This is a genomic window from Mediterraneibacter hominis (genome assembly GCF_014287475.1).
GTDB lineage: Bacteria > Bacillota > Clostridia > Lachnospirales > Lachnospiraceae > Mediterraneibacter > Mediterraneibacter hominis.
The window spans coordinates 299,918-317,014 of record NZ_JACOPF010000003.1 but is presented as its reverse complement, the minus strand read 5'-3'; the positions used below and the strand labels follow the sequence as shown (position 1 = coordinate 317,014).

12 protein-coding genes and 1 other annotated feature are annotated in these 17,097 nt (G+C 42.1%); of the genes, 1 reads left to right on the top strand and 11 read right to left on the bottom strand.

All coding sequences use genetic code 11. The features are described from left to right. Positions 1-5 precede the first annotated feature (5 nt). The 11 genes from rpoB to H8S37_RS14290 all read right to left on the bottom strand — a co-directional run bounded on the left by rpoB (position 6) and on the right by H8S37_RS14290 (position 15,682). Entirely contained in the window at positions 6-3,866 is a 3,861-nt protein-coding gene (gene rpoB / locus H8S37_RS14340; RefSeq protein WP_186876739.1) for a DNA-directed RNA polymerase subunit beta, read from the bottom strand. 584 nt (positions 3,867-4,450) lie between these two features. Further along, positions 4,451-4,825: a 50S ribosomal protein L7/L12 gene (gene rplL, locus H8S37_RS14335; RefSeq protein ID WP_243207215.1), complete on the bottom strand. Its 375-nt coding sequence runs from the start codon at positions 4,823-4,825 to the stop codon at positions 4,451-4,453. Between the two features lie 69 nt (positions 4,826-4,894). Further along, a complete protein-coding gene (gene rplJ / locus H8S37_RS14330) occupies positions 4,895-5,482 on the bottom strand; it encodes a 50S ribosomal protein L10 (RefSeq protein ID WP_186876738.1) in 588 nt (195 codons plus the stop codon). 78 nt (positions 5,483-5,560) lie between these two features. Continuing rightward, positions 5,561-5,698: a sequence feature (ribosomal protein L10 leader region), on the bottom strand. Between the two features lie 84 nt (positions 5,699-5,782). After that, complete coding sequence (locus tag H8S37_RS14325) at positions 5,783-8,137, bottom strand: glycyl radical protein (protein WP_186876737.1); 2,355 nt, start codon at positions 8,135-8,137, stop codon at positions 5,783-5,785. A 29-nt stretch (positions 8,138-8,166) separates the two neighbouring features. Beyond that, positions 8,167-9,072, bottom strand: coding sequence for a glycyl-radical enzyme activating protein (locus H8S37_RS14320; protein WP_186876736.1), 906 nt, complete (start codon positions 9,070-9,072; stop codon positions 8,167-8,169). A gap of 14 nt (positions 9,073-9,086) precedes the next feature. Then, a complete protein-coding gene (locus H8S37_RS14315) occupies positions 9,087-9,833 on the bottom strand; it encodes an SDR family NAD(P)-dependent oxidoreductase (RefSeq protein ID WP_186876735.1) in 747 nt (248 codons plus the stop codon). Positions 9,834-9,865: 32 nt separating this feature from the next. Beyond that, complete coding sequence (locus tag H8S37_RS14310; RefSeq protein ID WP_186876734.1) at positions 9,866-11,146, bottom strand: hypothetical protein; 1,281 nt, start codon at positions 11,144-11,146, stop codon at positions 9,866-9,868. Next, on the bottom strand, positions 11,115-12,539 hold the full coding sequence (gene nhaC, locus H8S37_RS14305; protein ID WP_186876733.1) for a Na+/H+ antiporter NhaC: 1,425 nt from the start codon (positions 12,537-12,539) through the stop codon (positions 11,115-11,117). Before nhaC (H8S37_RS14305) ends, H8S37_RS14310 begins: the two co-directional genes overlap by 32 nt. 11 nt (positions 12,540-12,550) lie before the next feature. Continuing rightward, entirely contained in the window at positions 12,551-13,972 is a 1,422-nt protein-coding gene (gene nhaC / locus H8S37_RS14300) for a Na+/H+ antiporter NhaC (RefSeq protein ID WP_186876732.1), read from the bottom strand. 30 nt (positions 13,973-14,002) lie between these two features. Then, positions 14,003-14,806: a pyrroline-5-carboxylate reductase gene (proC, locus tag H8S37_RS14295; protein WP_186876731.1), complete on the bottom strand. Its 804-nt coding sequence runs from the start codon at positions 14,804-14,806 to the stop codon at positions 14,003-14,005. Positions 14,807-15,004: 198 nt separating this feature from the next. After that, positions 15,005-15,682 carry a FadR/GntR family transcriptional regulator gene (locus H8S37_RS14290; protein ID WP_186876730.1) on the bottom strand — a complete coding sequence of 226 codons (678 nt, stop codon included), beginning with the start codon at positions 15,680-15,682 and terminating at the stop codon, positions 15,005-15,007. Between the two features lie 357 nt (positions 15,683-16,039). Between H8S37_RS14290 and H8S37_RS14285 the strand changes: the two genes are divergently transcribed. Further along, positions 16,040-17,035 (top strand): LacI family DNA-binding transcriptional regulator, encoded by a 996-nt coding sequence (locus tag H8S37_RS14285; RefSeq protein ID WP_186876729.1) that lies wholly within the window; start codon positions 16,040-16,042, stop codon positions 17,033-17,035. The last annotated feature ends 62 nt before the right edge of the window (positions 17,036-17,097 follow it).

The window sequence follows — 17,097 nt, the reverse complement described above, 5'->3', positions numbered from 1 at the left end:
TCCTCCTATTCTTCTTCATCCAGGTATTCGTCAAATTCTAATTCCATCTCATCGTCATCCGGTTCCTCTTCCTCCGGCTCTATATCTTCAAGCTCTTCTCCAACAAATTCCTGTTCTGTGAATCCATGTGCGCCGAATGATTCATTTTCATCGCGGTATTTTTTATCCCCCTCGATGATATGGCGCAAATCGGTCTCACCATAGTCTACAGTTTCCATAATTTCTACTTCTGTATTATCATCACGCAGCACACGTACGTCTAACGCCAGTGACTGCAATTCCTTTAACAGTACCTTGAAAGATTCCGGCACGCCTGGCTCTGGGATATTTTCTCCCTTGATAATCGCCTCATAAGTCTTGACACGCCCTACTACATCATCGGACTTCACTGTTAAAATCTCCTGTAGTGTATACGACGCGCCATATGCCTCCAATGCCCATACTTCCATCTCTCCAAAGCGCTGTCCTCCGAACTGTGCCTTTCCTCCGAGTGGCTGCTGTGTTACCAGTGAGTAAGGGCCTGTAGAACGCGCATGGATCTTATCATCTACCAGATGGTGGAGCTTCAGATAATGCATGTGTCCGATTGTAACCGGACTGTCGAAAAATTCTCCGGTACGTCCGTCACGCAGGCGCACTTTTCCATCTCTGGAAAGTGGAACGCCCTTCCACAGTTTTCTGTGTTCCCTGTTTTCTGAAAGATACTTGAGAACCTCCGGGAGAAGCTCTTCTCCATGCTTCTTCTCAAATTCTTCCCATTCCAGATTGACATAATCATTTGCCAAATCCAGAGTATCCATAATGTCCACCTCGTTAGCGCCGTCGAATACTGGCGTAGAGATATTAAAGCCAAGTGCTTTCGCTGCCAGGCTCAAATGGATCTCCAATACCTGTCCGATATTCATACGGGACGGCACACCAAGAGGATTCAGTACAATGTCAAGCGGACGTCCATTTGGCAGAAACGGCATATCCTCTACCGGAAGAACGCGGGATACAACACCTTTATTTCCATGACGTCCCGCCATTTTATCTCCTACGGAAATCTTTCTTTTCTGTGCAATGTAAATGCGGACTGCCTGGTTTACGCCAGGAGACAGTTCATCTCCGTTTTCTCTTGTAAACACTTTTGCATCCACAACAATTCCATATTCACCATGCGGCACTTTCAAAGAAGTATCCCTTACTTCACGCGCCTTTTCGCCGAAAATTGCACGCAGCAGTCTTTCCTCTGCTGTCAGCTCTGTCTCTCCCTTTGGTGTCACTTTGCCGACCAGAATGTCTCCGGCACGTACCTCTGCACCAATCCGGATAATACCTCTCTCGTCCAAATCTTTGAGAGCATCATCGCCTACGCCCGGAATGTCTCTGGTGATTTCTTCCGGCCCCAGCTTTGTATCTCTTGCTTCTGCCTCATATTCTTCAATATGCACAGATGTATAGACGTCGTCCTGCACCAATCTTTCACTTAAAAGGACTGCATCCTCATAGTTATAACCTTCCCATGTCATAAATCCAATCAGAGGATTCTTGCCAAGCGCCATCTCCCCGTTGGAAGTAGACGGACCATCTGCAATAACCTGTCCCTCTTCTACACGTTCGCCCTTTTCTACGATCGGTCTCTGGTTGTAGCAGTTGCTCTGGTTACTTCTCAAAAATTTTGTCAGTTTATACGTTTTCTTTGTTCCGTCATCATGCCGGATTATAATTTCTGTAGAAGTAGAACGCTCTACCGTCCCTCCCTGTTCCGCAACAATACATACGCCAGAGTCCACCGCTGCCTTTACTTCCATACCTGTTCCTACTACCGGAGCCTCTGTTGTCAGAAGCGGTACTGCCTGACGCTGCATGTTGGAACCCATTAACGCGCGGTTTGCGTCGTCGTTTTCCAAGAACGGAATCAGTGCAGTCGCTACAGAGAACACCATCTTCGGGGACACATCCATATAGTCAAATTTACTTCTCTCATATTCCTGCGTCTCCTCGCGGTAACGACCGGATACATTTTTATTGATAAAATGTCCTTCCGCATCCAGAGGTGTATTTGCCTGTGCAACATGGTAGTTATCTTCCTCGTCTGCCGTCATATATACTACTTCTTCTGTGACAACTGGGTTCTCCGGATCGGATTTATCAATCTTACGGTACGGAGCCTCCACAAAACCATATTCATTGATTCTCGCATAGGTTGCAAGAGAGTTGATAAGACCAATGTTCGGACCTTCCGGAGTCTCGATAGGGCACATTCTTCCATAATGGGAATAGTGAACGTCACGCACCTCGAATCCGGCACGATCCCTGGACAAACCGCCTGGCCCCAATGCCGAGAGACGTCTCTTATGCGTCAGCTCACCGAGGGGATTGTTCTGATCCATAAACTGGGACAACTGGGAAGAACCAAAGAATTCTTTCACTGCTGCAGTAACCGGTTTGATGTTGATCAGAGACTGAGGCGAAATGCCGTCCTGATCCTGTGTCGTCATTCTCTCGCGAACCACTCTTTCTAGTCTGGACAGACCAATCCTGTATTGGTTCTGAAGCAGCTCTCCAACCGCACGGATACGGCGGTTTCCTAAATGGTCAATGTCATCGTCATTTCCCATTCCATATTCCAAATGAATGTTGTAGTTAATCGATGCCAGAATATCATCTTTTGTAATATGCTTTGGTATCAGATCATGGATGTCGCGGCGGATCAGGCTTTTCAATTCCTCAATATCCCCTGCGGACTCCTCTAAGATACCTGCGAGCACAGGATAATATACCTGCTCTGTCACGCCGACTTCTTTCGGATCTATATCAACAACAGCCTGCAGATCTACCATCATATTAGACAGAATCTTAATATTGCGGCTTTCATCTTCTCCCTCCACCCAGAGGTAAGGCACTGCACAATTCTGAATCGCATCCGCGATCTCTCTGGTGATCTTCGTTCCTTTTTCAGCGATCACTTCCCCTGTAATCTGGCTGACAACGTCCTCGGCCAGAATTCTGCCTCTCACACGATTTTTCAGCATCAGCTTTTTATTAAATTTATAGCGTCCAACCTTCGCCAGATCATACCTTCTCGGGTCAAAAAACATACTTGTGATCAGACTTTCTGCACTGTCCACTGCAAGCGGTTCACCTGGACGGATTTTTTTGTATAACTCTAATAAGCCTTCCTGGTAGTTTTCAGCTGTATCTTTGCCAAAGCTTGCAAGGATTTTCGGTTCTTCTCCAAATAAATCCAGGATCTCTGCATTCGTACCGATTCCAAGAGCACGAATCAATACTGTGATCGGAACCTTTCTTGTTCTATCTACACGTACATAAAAAACGTCATTGGAGTCTGTCTCATATTCAAGCCATGCGCCGCGGTTCGGAATTACCGTAGCTGAATATAGCTCTTTTCCGAGCTTATCATGTGCAATTCCATAATAAATTCCCGGGGAACGTACAAGCTGGCTTACGATAACACGTTCTGCACCGTTAATCACAAATGTACCAGTCTTTGTCATCAACGGTAAATCTCCCATAAAGATTTCGTGCTCATTTATCTCATCATTTTCCTTGTTGTAAAGCCGCACTCTTACCTTCAAAGGCGCCGCATAGGTTGCGTCACGTTCTTTGCATTCTTCAATCGTGTACTTTACGTCATCTTCGCAGAGCGTAAAATCCACAAATTCCAGACTTAAATGTCCGCTATAGTCGGCAATCGGGGAAATATCATCAAATACCTCTTTTAATCCTTCATCCAGAAACCACTGGTAGGAATCTTTCTGGACTTCGATCAAATTCGGCATCTCTAATACTTCTTTTTGTCTGGAATAGCTCATACGAAAACTTTTTCCATTTGTGATGGGACGAATTCTGTTTTTCTCCATTGACGTTTCACTCCTCATATATTATTTGCGCCATTGTCTGATTGAACTCTTACACAATTCTGCCAGACAACAGCATTTACAAACCGCAGAGTTTCCTCCAGCAGTTTAAGCCTACTAACTTACAAGAAAAGAGCCTTGTAATGGTATTTCTGCCACTATATGGCATACCTTTCCATAATAGCGCATTTTTTACTATAACACAAAACGCTTTTTATTGTCAACGTTTTTCCAATGTTTTTCTATTTTTCTCTTGACATTTTATCACAAATGTGATAGGAATCCCTCCCATCTCTCTATTAAAAAATAGGCTTCGCCTATTCAACTCCCCTGCCTCTCAATCTTGAGGGACTTGTCCACTTTGCGCGCCGCCGCAATACCGCAAAGCGGTAAAATTTTCTTATTGCGGCGTGTGCAGTCTCCGCTGCCGCTTCGGTCGGTGCTAAACGCGTGCCACTGGCACGCAGCACCCCGCCCGGAGGGCTTTTTGTATAATAGGAAATTTATCGAAATTTCCTATTATATAAAACAAAAACCGCAGAAGCGTTTTATCTTCTGCGGTCTTGAAATTCCTTTATCAAAAGTAATTATTTCAGGTTTACTTCTGCGCCTTCGCCTTCCAGTTTTGCTTTGATTTCTTCAGCTTCTGCCTTAGAAACAGCTTCTTTTACTACCTTCGGAGCTCCGTCAACCAACTCTTTTGCTTCTTTCAGTCCAAGTCCTGTGATCTCACGAACAACTTTGATTACTTTAACCTTAGAAGAACCAGCAGATACAAGTTCTACATCAAACTCATCTTTCTCTTCAGCCGCTGCTGCTTCTCCGCCTGCTGCTGCAACTACAACACCTGCTGCTGCAGATACACCAAATTCTTCTTCACAAGCTTTTACTAATTCATTTAATTCTAATACTGATAACTCTTTGATTGCTTCAATCATTTCAGCTGTTGTCAATTTAGCCATTTTCATTTCCTCCATATCATTTCTTTTTTTATTTTTCATACGACTGCCTGTCTTAAATTTATCAGGCTCTTATTCTTCTGCCGGAGCTGCCGTCTCCTCAGCAGGAGCTTCTGCTGGCTCTGCCGCCGGCGCTTCCTCTGCTTCGTTAGCAGAAGCAGCTTCGCAATTCTCTGCCCCGCCTTTTTCTGCAATCTGATTGATAACACGGGCGAAGTTTGTAATTGGTGACTGAATGCTTCCAAGCAGTTTGGAAAGCAATTCTTCTCTGGATGGAATCTTAGACAGTTCTGTCAATCCCGCTGTGTCGTAGATCGCTCCTTCTACAACACCACCTTTTAATTCCAGAGCATTTGCTGTCTTAGCAAAATTACAGAGAATTCTTGCCGGTGCTGTAGCGTCATCTTTGGAAATTGCGATTGCGCTCGGCCCTTCCAGATGTTCTTCCAGACCTTCACATACTGTTCCTTCGAAAGCTCTTTTCATCATCGTGTTCTTATAAACTTTGTAAATCACGCCTGCTTCTCTGAGCTGTTTACGTAATTCTGTGTCCTGTGCCACAGTAAGACCACGATAGTTTACGAGAACAACTGACTCAGCATCTTTGATCTCTTCTGCAATTGCATTTACGATTGGTTGTTTTAATTCAACTTTTGCCACTTTCTGGTACACCTCCTTATTTTATTTGCGTATACTGCCGATACCCGGAGGGTTTTACTGCAAAAGGAAGAAAGCTTCCTCTGCAAATAAAAATCCTCTGTGCACAAAGACACAGAGGATCACAAATTCAATACAAGAATTTCACTCTTCCTCGGCAGGCGTTTTCTCCTTATGCCTTACGGCACCTGCTGTCTTTGGCAGTTACTAATATAAAATAGCATGGTTTATGGATTATGTCAAGAACAATCCACATTTTCTCATATTCTCACTGCCATATTTTTTTCTGAGGATATTTCCTTTCTACAGCCCCTGCTGAAGAGTACGAGTAATGATATTATCCTGTACCTGCTTATCCAGCTCGATAAAATAAGCCGAGTAACCCGCTACGCGAACCAAAATATTCTGGTAGGATTTCGGATCTTTTTGCGCTGCTTTTAGTGTATCCGTATCTACTACCGTAATTTGGATATGCTCTCCCTTCATATTACAGAAGGATCTTACTACACTTTCCAAAATATCCAACCCTTTATCCCCTTTTATCACCGCTGGATCGAATCTCTGATTTAACAAGATCCCATTCTGAGGTATAAAATGATCTAGATGAGAAACCGACTTCACTACCGACGTAGGTCCACAGCAGTCCAGTCCATTCATGGGCGATGCATTATCCGCCAGGTCGGCAAACGAATGCCTTCCATCTGGTGTAGCTCCAATAAGTCTTCCAACAACTACATTATAAGATTGTGTCGCATATACTGTAGTAAATCTTCCACCACGCCCATCCATGAAATGGACAATATCCTCGTTACACTGATCCACAATCCATCTTGCATAGTCATCCACCAGTTCAATATCATTGCCGTACTTAGGTGCTTTATTAAGGAGAAGCTGGCGCATATCTTCGCGGCCTTCAAAGTCTTTCTCTAACAATTCCATTAATTCTGCCATCGTCAGATACTTTTTGTCAAATACACACACCTGGATCGCCGCAAGAGAGTCAGCCACATTGGCAATACTTGTGATCGCTGCAGCCGAATATTTATGTTCCGCGCCTCCCTGCTGCAGTACTTTTCCACTGTCAATACATCCATCAACAAAACAGGAAGCCGCGATCGTCGGCAGCATATAGGCATGGCAAGAAACAATTTTATCAAATGTAGTAAGGAAATATTTTACAAAATACTGTTCCTGTATCTTATATGCTTCCATGATCTGCTCCACTGAAGTAAATGTCCTTACATCACCTGTATGTGGCCCTACCTGTTTTTTCGTCAATGGATCCATACCATCGTTCAGCGTAATCTCAAGCACCTTAACAGGATTAAAGTATCCTACATTTGCGTTAAAATCTGTTTTTCCCGGAACAATTGATTCTACACACCCACAGAAAGCATAATTTCGAGCTTCCTTAAGTGTAAACCCAAGGGAAAGCAATGTAGGAATACATACATTGTCGTTAAAAATAGCCGGCTGGCTTGCCCCTGAACGTATTGCTTCCAATGCTAGACGAAATGTCTTTCTGTTTATATTATCATGGTATCGGAAGGACATAACTGGCGCCTTAGTTGGCATCTCTGTGATCGATTTAAGAATCAGATCGGTCAGTTCATTACAGCCGTCTTTCCCATTAGGCAACATTCCGCCCATCAGCATGTGCATCCAAAGTGGACACCCTGCATAGGCAAGAGATTCCGTCTGATTTCTAAGTACCCACAGATCGGAACACTTTAGCTTCAGTTCGTGAACCAGATTCATAATAAAATCTTCACTGACTCCATTTTTAATATCCTGTGCATAGAGCGGATACATATATTGATCAAACCTGCCAAAGCAGTGATTCTGTCCGTTTACTTCCAGCATAAGAGCCAGATGTGTAAACCACACCAGTTGTATTGCCTGATGGAAATTCTGCGGCTTATTTTCCGGAACAACACGACAGTTTTCCGCAATCGTCAGAAGCTGTTCCTTTCGTTCGGGATCGCGACATTCTTCTGCCATTTTTTCCGCTAAGTCCGCATAACGATGTGCATAAGCAATGATAGCCTCCATAACAATGATCATACTTTCCCATGTCATCTTCTGCTCAAGGGAAGTAATATCCATATCCTCCATTGCTTCCAGCTTTTGTTTACACAGATCGATATAATGCCGGTATCCATATTTTACTAAATCATAATATGCCGGTGCATGAGAACCTGTAGAAACGTTCGTACTTCCAGTTGTAAAAATACCAATATCCACCATTTCTGCAACTTCTGGTGCGATTTGTTGTCTCGTATAGTCACCAAACGTTTTTCCCTTCCATTGAGCCACGATCTTTTTCAATTCTTCCTTTTCCCCAGGCATAAACTGATAACTGTCAGCCGTCCTTGTATCTATCGTATCCACATCATCATAGAGCCAGGCTGTTACTTCTGGGAACACTGGACACGAACGGAACCTGGAACCCTGGTTTCCTGCCAGAACCGCTTCATCATCAATATAGATCGTTTTATTCTCCAGAAAATACCGAAAGAACTTTGCTCTGCGAAGCATAAATGGTTCCATAGACGCCTGACTGTAAAACTCCGTCACCATCCTCGCCCGTTCTAGGCAGATGCTCGGTTCTGTTTCAAATTCTCTTTCACGTAACTTTTGGATCCTCTCAAATACCATTCTCTTACCTCCTTACCTTGATCAATAAATTATTTGATATAAAAACAATGTTTCCCACTGCCTTTTAAGACTTCTTCAGCCGCAGTTACAAGTGAGTCCATTTCTTCCTCTGAAGGCGGCCTTACATCATGCAACGCATACCCTCGTCCCAGTGCCTTGTATTTCGATTCGCCCAAATTATGATATGCCAACAATTCATACTCCCGTACATTTGGAATTGTCTTAATAAATTCTGCTATCCCTGTAATATTCAATTTTTCATCATTATATCCCGGGATTATAGGCGTCCGTATAGTAATCGGGACACCAAATTCAGAAATTTTCCGAATATTGTCTAATATCAGCTGATTCCCTCTACCTGTCAACCTTCGGTGAATCTCTGTATCAATATGTTTCAGATCCATGAACATAGCGTCGATAAAAGGAAGCACTGTTTTAAACTTTTCATACTCTGCATATCCACAGCTCTCTAACATAACATGGATACCCTCTTCGTGGCATTTTTCTGCAATTCGCGTCAAAAATTCCGCCTGTACAAGAGGCTCCCCGCCGGAAAAAGTAACACCTCCTGACGACATAGAATAGAACATTCTGTCCTTCTCAATCTCTTCAAAAAGTTCCTCCACCGTGTACGCTTTTCCTGTCACATATTTTGCACCAGCATAACAGATCTCCGTACAGTGAAAACACTTCACACAGCTTTTTCTGTCAATAGTCGGTCCCGCTTCAGTCAGTACAACCGCTTTTTCAGGGCACTCTTTCACACACCGCATACAGCCTATGCATTTAGCGGAAGATTCCATGATTTCCTGTTGAAAAGACTGTGATTCCGGATTGGCGCACCATTTACACCCAAGTGGACAGCCTTTGAAAAATACCAGTGTCCGCAGACCATCCCCGTCGTGAACAGAACACTTTTGAATATTGAAGATCATGGGAGCCTCCTTTTTTAGTCCATAATAATACCGCCATTTACATCCAGTATTTCTCCATTTATATAAGAAACTTTATCATTACAGAGAAACGCAACCGCTTCGGCAATTTCTGATAGTTTTCCCAGTCTACGCGAAGGGATCATAGCAAGTGCGTCTTTCCATCTATCATTCGCCAAAACCTGTTCCGATTCCACCCACCCTGCTGCAACAGCGTTGGAATTAATATCATAATCCGCTAGTTCCAGTGCATAAGATTTTGTAAAACTGATAACAGCAGCCTTTGTCGCCGAATATACAGCTACTCCCTTTCCTGGATTCTTTCCGTCGCACGAGCTGATATTTACAATTTTTCCATAATTATTGGGAAGCATGGACTGTTTTACCACCTGCTGTGACATAAAAAACAATCCTTTCATATTAACGTCCACAACAAATTCAAAATGTTTCTCATCTACCTCCAATACTGGAACCGCCGGATAGACTCCAGCATTATTCACCAGGATGTCTATCCTCCCCATTTCTTTTACTGCTTTTTCTACCATTGCAGAAACCGCCTGACAGTCCGTAATATCCCCCTGCAGAGGGAAGCCCTTGACTCCAAAGTTCTGTATCTCTTTCATTACCTCAGAATTCTCGTCCACCTTCAAATCATTTACAATGACATCTGCCCCGTATTCTGCCAACTTTAATGCAATGCATTTTCCGATTCCTCTAGCTGCTCCTGTCACCAAAGCAACTTTACCTGCCAACATGTTTGCCATATGTATTCCTCCTCTCCATGTCTGCATGCGTCTTAATGCTCATATAAATTATAGTCTGCTATAATAATTTCCGTATCCTGTTTTCTTTCAAATCTCTCTGTCAGATATTTTATACCGATCTCTTTGACTGCCAATAACATTGCATAGGGGTTTTCGACATCTATGAAACCTCCTAGATATTCTAATACAGCTTCAAAGAACAGCTTCCCTCTGTATACCACTTTCTTCGCAGTGTTATCAATTTTTTCAAAATCAATCGTATCGACTACATGTGGAAGATAGCCTTCCAGCTCCCGTGCATATTCCAATGTCTGTATGATTTCTCGCGAAGATACCTGTGACGTCAATCCCTGATTCGCCATAGTCGTCACAGCGTGCCCTGTTTGGTATATATACTGCCCCGCCATATCGAAAAGTAAATGTTCTGACATGTGTGCTGTATTTAATTCTATCTTCTTTTTATTGCGCCCTAGTTTATTTGCAAAAATCATGGAACCGACCATTTCTTGCCCGTGTATTTGTTTTAAGGCAGAAAGAAATACCAACCTTTTCATTGGAGAATAAAACATATCGCCAAAAGAATGTGCGATTTTTGCCCCCATGAGTGTTTCGATTATATATTTTTCTAAAAGTGCACATCCTATCAGAAGACCCAGATCTCCCGCCTTATCTCCGTATCCGTCGTCTAAATTAGAATGGATCAGCGCTCCGTCTTTCTTTTTTTCTGCCATCAAGGCTATCGCCTGTAGCGTACTCTTTGTTCTCTGTTTTACGTCTGTATATTCTGGATAATCCCAGCCAAAAAACTGAGATACATTTCCGATCGTAGTCACTCCTGCACTTAGTGCCTTTTGTACGAGCGAATAGGATGCCGGACTCCCAATCATATTATCTCCTAAATGTGGCTGCATTTCCGGATAAATGCCGAGAATGTTCCAATCCTCCTGCTCTGCAAAATATAATGCATCTCTACGTCTATTTTGTTCTCTTATCGTCTCCGGCAACGCCATTGCGTAATCAATACTGACACCGATACGATCTAAATGTAATTTTTCTTCTTTCAGCAATATTTCCAGTTCTTCTGCCTGATCCTGAAATTCCGCAAGATTTCTACAACACAGGTGATAATGATACATCAGTTCTCCGCTTTTTGCCTTTATTTTCTTATAGCTTAATTCAGAACGAACACCCTTTTCCTGCACAAAAGCCGTTTTTCTGACCGCAATACTGCCTGCGCGCTTTTTCGCTTCGTCCAGAAAGCTTAAATCGGTTTCTTCCACATCACACTGTACTTTCTTTAATATGTTTTCCACCTTTTTTCTCCTTATTTACATATTTAATCCCAATTCCTGTAGCCGCACAAAGCAGCGCAATGATCGGCGTCGCGATTCCCATAATATAGTAAGGCATATACTGCATTACCGGAACCCCCAGCGTCGCCGCACAATAAATTCCATTTGTTCCCCACGGAACTACCGGACAAATTGTTGTTCCGCCATCTTCCAGCGTCCTAGAAAGAACACATCTGTCAATTCCCTGCTCATCGTATTTCTGCCCCAGTGCATTTGCCGGCAACAACATGGCAAGATACGGATCCGCCGCAAAGTACCCAAGACAAAGCGTGGATACTAACGTAGTAGAAATAAGACCGAATCTTTTATCTGTAAATCTTGCTGTCTTGGCAATCAAATGACGCATGACACCCGTACGTTCTAACGCTCCTGCAAGCATTAGAGACATCATCATCAAAGTAATTGTTCCCGTCATAGAATTAAGTCCGCCCCTGGTCAGTAACGTGTCTACCGCTTCTATACCCGTATTCCCCGTATAGCCTTGATGCATAAAGCCAAGCGCATCACTCAAGGAGCGTCCCTGGATCAGAACTGTGAAAACCGTTCCTGAAAACGCTGCAATAAGCATAGTAGGTATTGCCGGAAATTTCTTTGCAATGAGTATAATGAGCAGAACAAGCGGCAGTAAGAGTAAAATATTAAAATGGAACGCCCCTTCTAATCCTTCCATAATAAGATTTACCTGGGTATAATCTACATTGGTATTCCCATATCTTAAACCTATAACGAAAAATACAACCAACGACACTAGCAAGGCAGGTTCATTTGTAAATACCATAGATTTCACGTGCTTATACAAATCTGTTTTCGCCACTGCTGCCGCAAAATTGGTGGAATCCGACATAGGCGACTGCTTATCTCCAAAAAATGCACCACACACAATAGCGCCCGCCGTAATACCTGACGGAATGCCAAGACCATATCCCACCCCCATAAACGCAACTCCGATGGTTCCGATCGTCGTCCAGGATGAGCCGGTAACCAACGACATAATACTACACAGAAATAAAACAGATACCAGAAACCATTTCGGAGAAAAAATTTCCAGCCCATAATAAATCACCATCGGAACGATTCCACTAGATATCCAGCTTCCTACCGTCATACCGATCAGACAGATGATCAAAATCGCCTCGATTGACTCTGAAATACTTTTTACAATAGACGCTCTCATATCTGCCCATGGCACACCTAGATATACAGCGTAAAGCAATATCAGCGCCGTGCTGCAGAGCAACGGGATATGGGGATCCCGTTTCAGGATCACCACACCGATAAGCAGAACCGCTATTGCCAGTATCATTATTATAATAGAAGAAGTAAAATTCCCCTCTTTTTCTGTCCTTCGCTTCATTTTCTTTTCCTCTATACAGTTTCCGTCACGCTCTTTTTCGCTTTATACATTCCAATTCCCAGAAATGCGAACAAGATCGTTAATATTGGTGCTAAAAATCCTACAAAATAATATGGCAAATACGCAGTAACCGCTACCCCCAAAGCCGCTGCCGTATAAAGACCTCCCGATCCCCATGGAACCATAGGAGCAAAGAATACAGCTCCAGAGATAGAACGGCAGAGAACACTTCTGTCATAGCCCAATTCATCATACGCTTCTCCATAAACCTTTGCTGGAAGCATCATTGCAAGATACGGATCCGCTGCAATATAACTGAAAATAAATGTCGTGGCCGTCGACGTAGCAACCAGCGGTCCAGGCTTTTTAACCAGTCTAGCTATTTTTGCCAGGATTGCGTGCATGATACCTGTTCTCTGCAGTACTCCCGCCATCCACATAGACAAAATTACAATTGCAACCGTATTCATCATGGCAGAAAGTCCTCCACGGGTCACGATACTATCCACAGCTTCTACTCCTGTATCACCTACGTATCCTTTCATCATAAACCCTAGAGATTCAGCTAGTGAATTGCCCTGGAATAAAACAGAACATATACATCCTGAAAATGCTGCTGCTATCATAGTCGGAACTGCTGGAAATTTGATAACAATCAAAACAATCAACAAAACCGGAGGTATTAATACTGCCGGTGTCAGATTAAAGCCAGCCGCCAGCCCTCCAAGTGTTTCTTGTATACTTTCTTCTGCACCACCTAAATCTCCTCCGGAATATCGAAGACCAATAAACACATAAATGATCATTCCGATCAGCAAAGCCGGAATATTAGAAATAAACATTCCTTTTACACCGTTGTAAAGCCCTGCTCCCGAAATCGCCGTAGCAAAATTGCAACCGTCAGACATAGGAGATTGTGTATCGCCGAAAAAGGAACCACATACAATCGCCCCCGCGACAATAGCCGGATTGATTCCCATTGCCATACCAATTCCCATGAATGCAACACCAATCGTTCCTACTGTAGTCCAAGATGACCCTGTCAGAGTACTCATCAAAGCACACAGAAATACCGCAAACGGAAGCAAAAACGCCGGCGAAAACACCTTCAGTCCCCAATAAATGATGAAGGGAACTGTTCCACATGATACCCATGCGCCCACGACCATCCCTATAGACATCATAATAATGATCGCTTCTATACATTCTGATATAGACTTTACTGCGGCACTCATCATGTCACTCCATGTAATATGTAAATAAAGTCCGAAGAATACCAGCACAAATGTACACATAATCAACGGAATATGTGGATCTAGTTTTAAAACAAGAATACTCCCCACCAGAATCAATATCACTATCAACATGATTGCAATAGATATGCCAAATGTCGCCTGTCTTTCTTCCCGCTTTTTCTTATTCCTTTCTTCCATATATCTGCCCTCTCTTTTCCTCTTCCTCGTTTATGCCAGTTCCTTTGAACGGCGCGTTGCTTCTTCTACACTGTGCATGATTTTTCCGTATATTCCTTCTTCATTCATAGTATATATCCCTTCAATACCAACTCCACCAGGCGAAGTCATTGTGTCCAGAATCTCAAATGGATGCTTCTTTATCTGTTCTACCTTCATTGCCGTTCCAATCATATTCTCGATTGTAATCGCTCTGGCATCTTTTCTTGAAAAACCAGTTCTGACGCCCGCATCTATTAATGCATTCATCAAATATAAGAGATAGGCCGGGCCTGTGCAGCTGTATGCCGTAAAGTTATCAAACATATCTTCCGTTATCTCCATCACACGTCCAATCGCCTCCATCATCCTGAATACTGGTTCTGCCATCTCTCTGTCTACATTACCGTTCATACACAATGATGTATAACCGCGCTGCGTCTCAGTCAATGTATTAGGCATTACTCTGATTATCTTTTTATCGGAGCCGATCCATTGTTCAAAGCTTTTTATCCTCACACCAGCGCAGATAGAAACAAATATGCTTTTTTCCTCCAGAAAAGATTTCACTTGTACACTTACATTTTCAGCATCCTGCGGCCTTACGGCAAACACTAAAATATCTGCTTCTTTTGTGGCTTCCCCGATAGAAACACATCCTTGTATTTTGTATTCCTGTTTCAAAAACTCCACTCTAGAAGAAATAATGTCATATACATATATTTCCTCCGGCAAAAAGGAAGCCTCTTTTAACATTCCGCGGATAATTCCTTCCGCCATATTACCTCCGCCTATAAAAGCTATCTTCTGTTTCATTTCTTCCTCCTTAGTTGTATGATGTCTTTATATTTGTATGATGTATTATCATGTAAATATTACACCTTTGTTTGTTAATTGTCAATCTATCTCAACATATTTTACAATAACTTTTTCTGCTTTTCATTTTTTTATAAAATTTGCACAAAAAACTCCTGCCCGATTATTCAATCTGGCAGGAGTCACCTGTATAACCATTTATTCATCTATTTTCCCATAGTCATTAATAGAATGTAGAATATGAAGCTGCATCGCCATCCTGGCGCCGTCGGCATCTCCATCCTGAAAATATTCCATCAACATTCTATGGTCACTGACTGTATGTTTATGCACTTTCTGTTCTACCCCAAAATCTTGGAATTTTCCTACAATTTCTCCACTAATAGTTGAAATAAGATTGGAAATAAGTGCATTATGTGTAGCCGCCGCAATCGCATTATGGAAAAGACGGTTTACTTCCACACAGTCTTCCCCAAGTTCCAATTTTTCTTCAATGATCCTCTCATATTCTTTAATTTTCTGTATTTCTTCATTTGAAGCACGCTGCACAGCATAGTAGGCGGAGTATGGTTCTATGATTAGGCGTACCTCGTATAAATCTTTTATCCTCATCTCCGAATAGCTGATTCCAGTCAGCAAATTCAACGTTCTATTCCCCATCTGTTCCGAAACAAAAGTCCCCAATCCCCTCTTTACTTCCAAAATATTCTGGTCTACAAGAGACTGTATCGCTGCACGCAATGTTGTTCTACTTACCCCCAGAGCCATACAGAAATCATTTTCATTCGGAAGCTTATCTCCGGGAGAAAATTGATGTTTTAAAGTAATCATTTCCAGAATTTCCGTAGCAATTCTCTCCGAAAGTCGTTTTTCCATTTTATACCCCCCCCCCTAAAAATTTGCACTTTATAATATAAATATTATCATTTTTTGTAAATTATGTAAATTATTTATTTAGCTTCTTTCTTTTTTACCTTTCACGATAAATGCATGAGTCCTCAATTGCAAAACTAAATCCCCCTTATGTATCTGTATACATTTTATCTGTTTTGTTTGCTAATCGAATAGATACAATACACAAAAATAATATTTAATTTTTGTGTATAAAGTCAATAGACATATAAAAATTAAATGCTATTATATAACCATAAAAGTTAGATAAACGTTTACCTACAACGTTTACCTAAAATTTTCCCAAACTAATTGCAAACACATTATATGGAGGAAGTGCACATGAAAAAAGTAACTATGAAAGATATTGCTCGGGAAGCGGGTGTATCCATCACCACTGTTTCAAAAATTTTAAACAATGTAGATATGCATATTAGTGAGGCCACAAAAGAAAGAGTCATGGAACTCGTAAAGGCATATAACTATGTCCCCAATCAGATTGCCAAGGGACTGAGAAGTAAAAACAGTAATACAATCGGCATTGTTACTTATGATATTGCAGACCCTTATGTATCGCAGATTATTGTTGGGGTTGAATCTGTTAGCAAAGCAAATGATATAAGTGTTTTAATCTGTAATACCAATCCGGAAAAAGAATCAGAATTAGAAGATATCCAATTCCTGACTTCCAAAATGGTAGACGGCATTATTTTTCTTCGTTGTTTATCTGCAAAGAATGAAGAGTGGGTTTCTAACTTAAAAATCCCCATTATTGTTGTGGATCGCGAATGGTCTATGGACATTCACGATATAGGTATCATTGATTCCAATTCTGTTGCGGCTGTTTATAAAGTCACAGAATTATTAATTAAGGAAGGCTGTGAAAAAATTGCCTACATTGGACCATTTCCAGATAAGCGCTCCAGTAACAGAATCCAGGGCTATAAAAATGCTTTGCAGGACAACAGAAGGGCGCTGAATGAAAGCCTGATTTATCAAGAAGGCTTCTTTACACCGGAAACCGGTATAAAAGGAGTACAGAATATTTTCAACGGACAAAAGATAGACGCTGTTGTCTGTGCCAACGATTTGATTGCTTCTGGTGCATTACTCGCGTTGAATCGAAAAGGGATCTGCGTTCCGAAAGACGTAAAAGTAACCGGTATTGACAATATAGCTCTTTCCCAATATCTAATCCCACCGCTTACTACCATAGATCTTCATGGCTATCAAGTGGGGGTAGAATGCGCTCAGATGCTCATTGCAAGGCTCCGCGATAACGTTGCGTTATCAAAGAAATTAATTGAATGCGAAATTGTAAAACGTGAATCTGTATAAATGATAGATAATTTCTTATCGGCCGAAAGAAATTTAGCTATAAAAAATATAAACATGCAAGA

Coding starts and splice junctions, on each gene's coding strand:
- proC (WP_186876731.1), bottom strand. CDS start 14,806: ATGAAACAGAAGATAGCTTTTATAGGCGGAGGTAATATGGCGGAAGGA.
- nhaC (WP_186876733.1), bottom strand. CDS start 12,539: ATGAAGCGAAGGACAGAAAAAGAGGGGAATTTTACTTCTTCTATTATA.
- H8S37_RS14315 (WP_186876735.1), bottom strand. CDS start 9,833: ATGGCAAACATGTTGGCAGGTAAAGTTGCTTTGGTGACAGGAGCAGCT.
- H8S37_RS14285 (WP_186876729.1), top strand. CDS start 16,040: ATGAAAAAAGTAACTATGAAAGATATTGCTCGGGAAGCGGGTGTATCC.
- rpoB (WP_186876739.1), bottom strand. CDS start 3,866: ATGGAGAAAAACAGAATTCGTCCCATCACAAATGGAAAAAGTTTTCGT.
- rplL (WP_243207215.1), bottom strand. CDS start 4,825: ATGGCTAAATTGACAACAGCTGAAATGATTGAAGCAATCAAAGAGTTA.
- H8S37_RS14320 (WP_186876736.1), bottom strand. CDS start 9,072: ATGATCTTCAATATTCAAAAGTGTTCTGTTCACGACGGGGATGGTCTG.
- nhaC (WP_186876732.1), bottom strand. CDS start 13,972: ATGGAAGAAAGGAATAAGAAAAAGCGGGAAGAAAGACAGGCGACATTT.
- H8S37_RS14325 (WP_186876737.1), bottom strand. CDS start 8,137: ATGGTATTTGAGAGGATCCAAAAGTTACGTGAAAGAGAATTTGAAACA.
- H8S37_RS14290 (WP_186876730.1), bottom strand. CDS start 15,682: ATGGAAAAACGACTTTCGGAGAGAATTGCTACGGAAATTCTGGAAATG.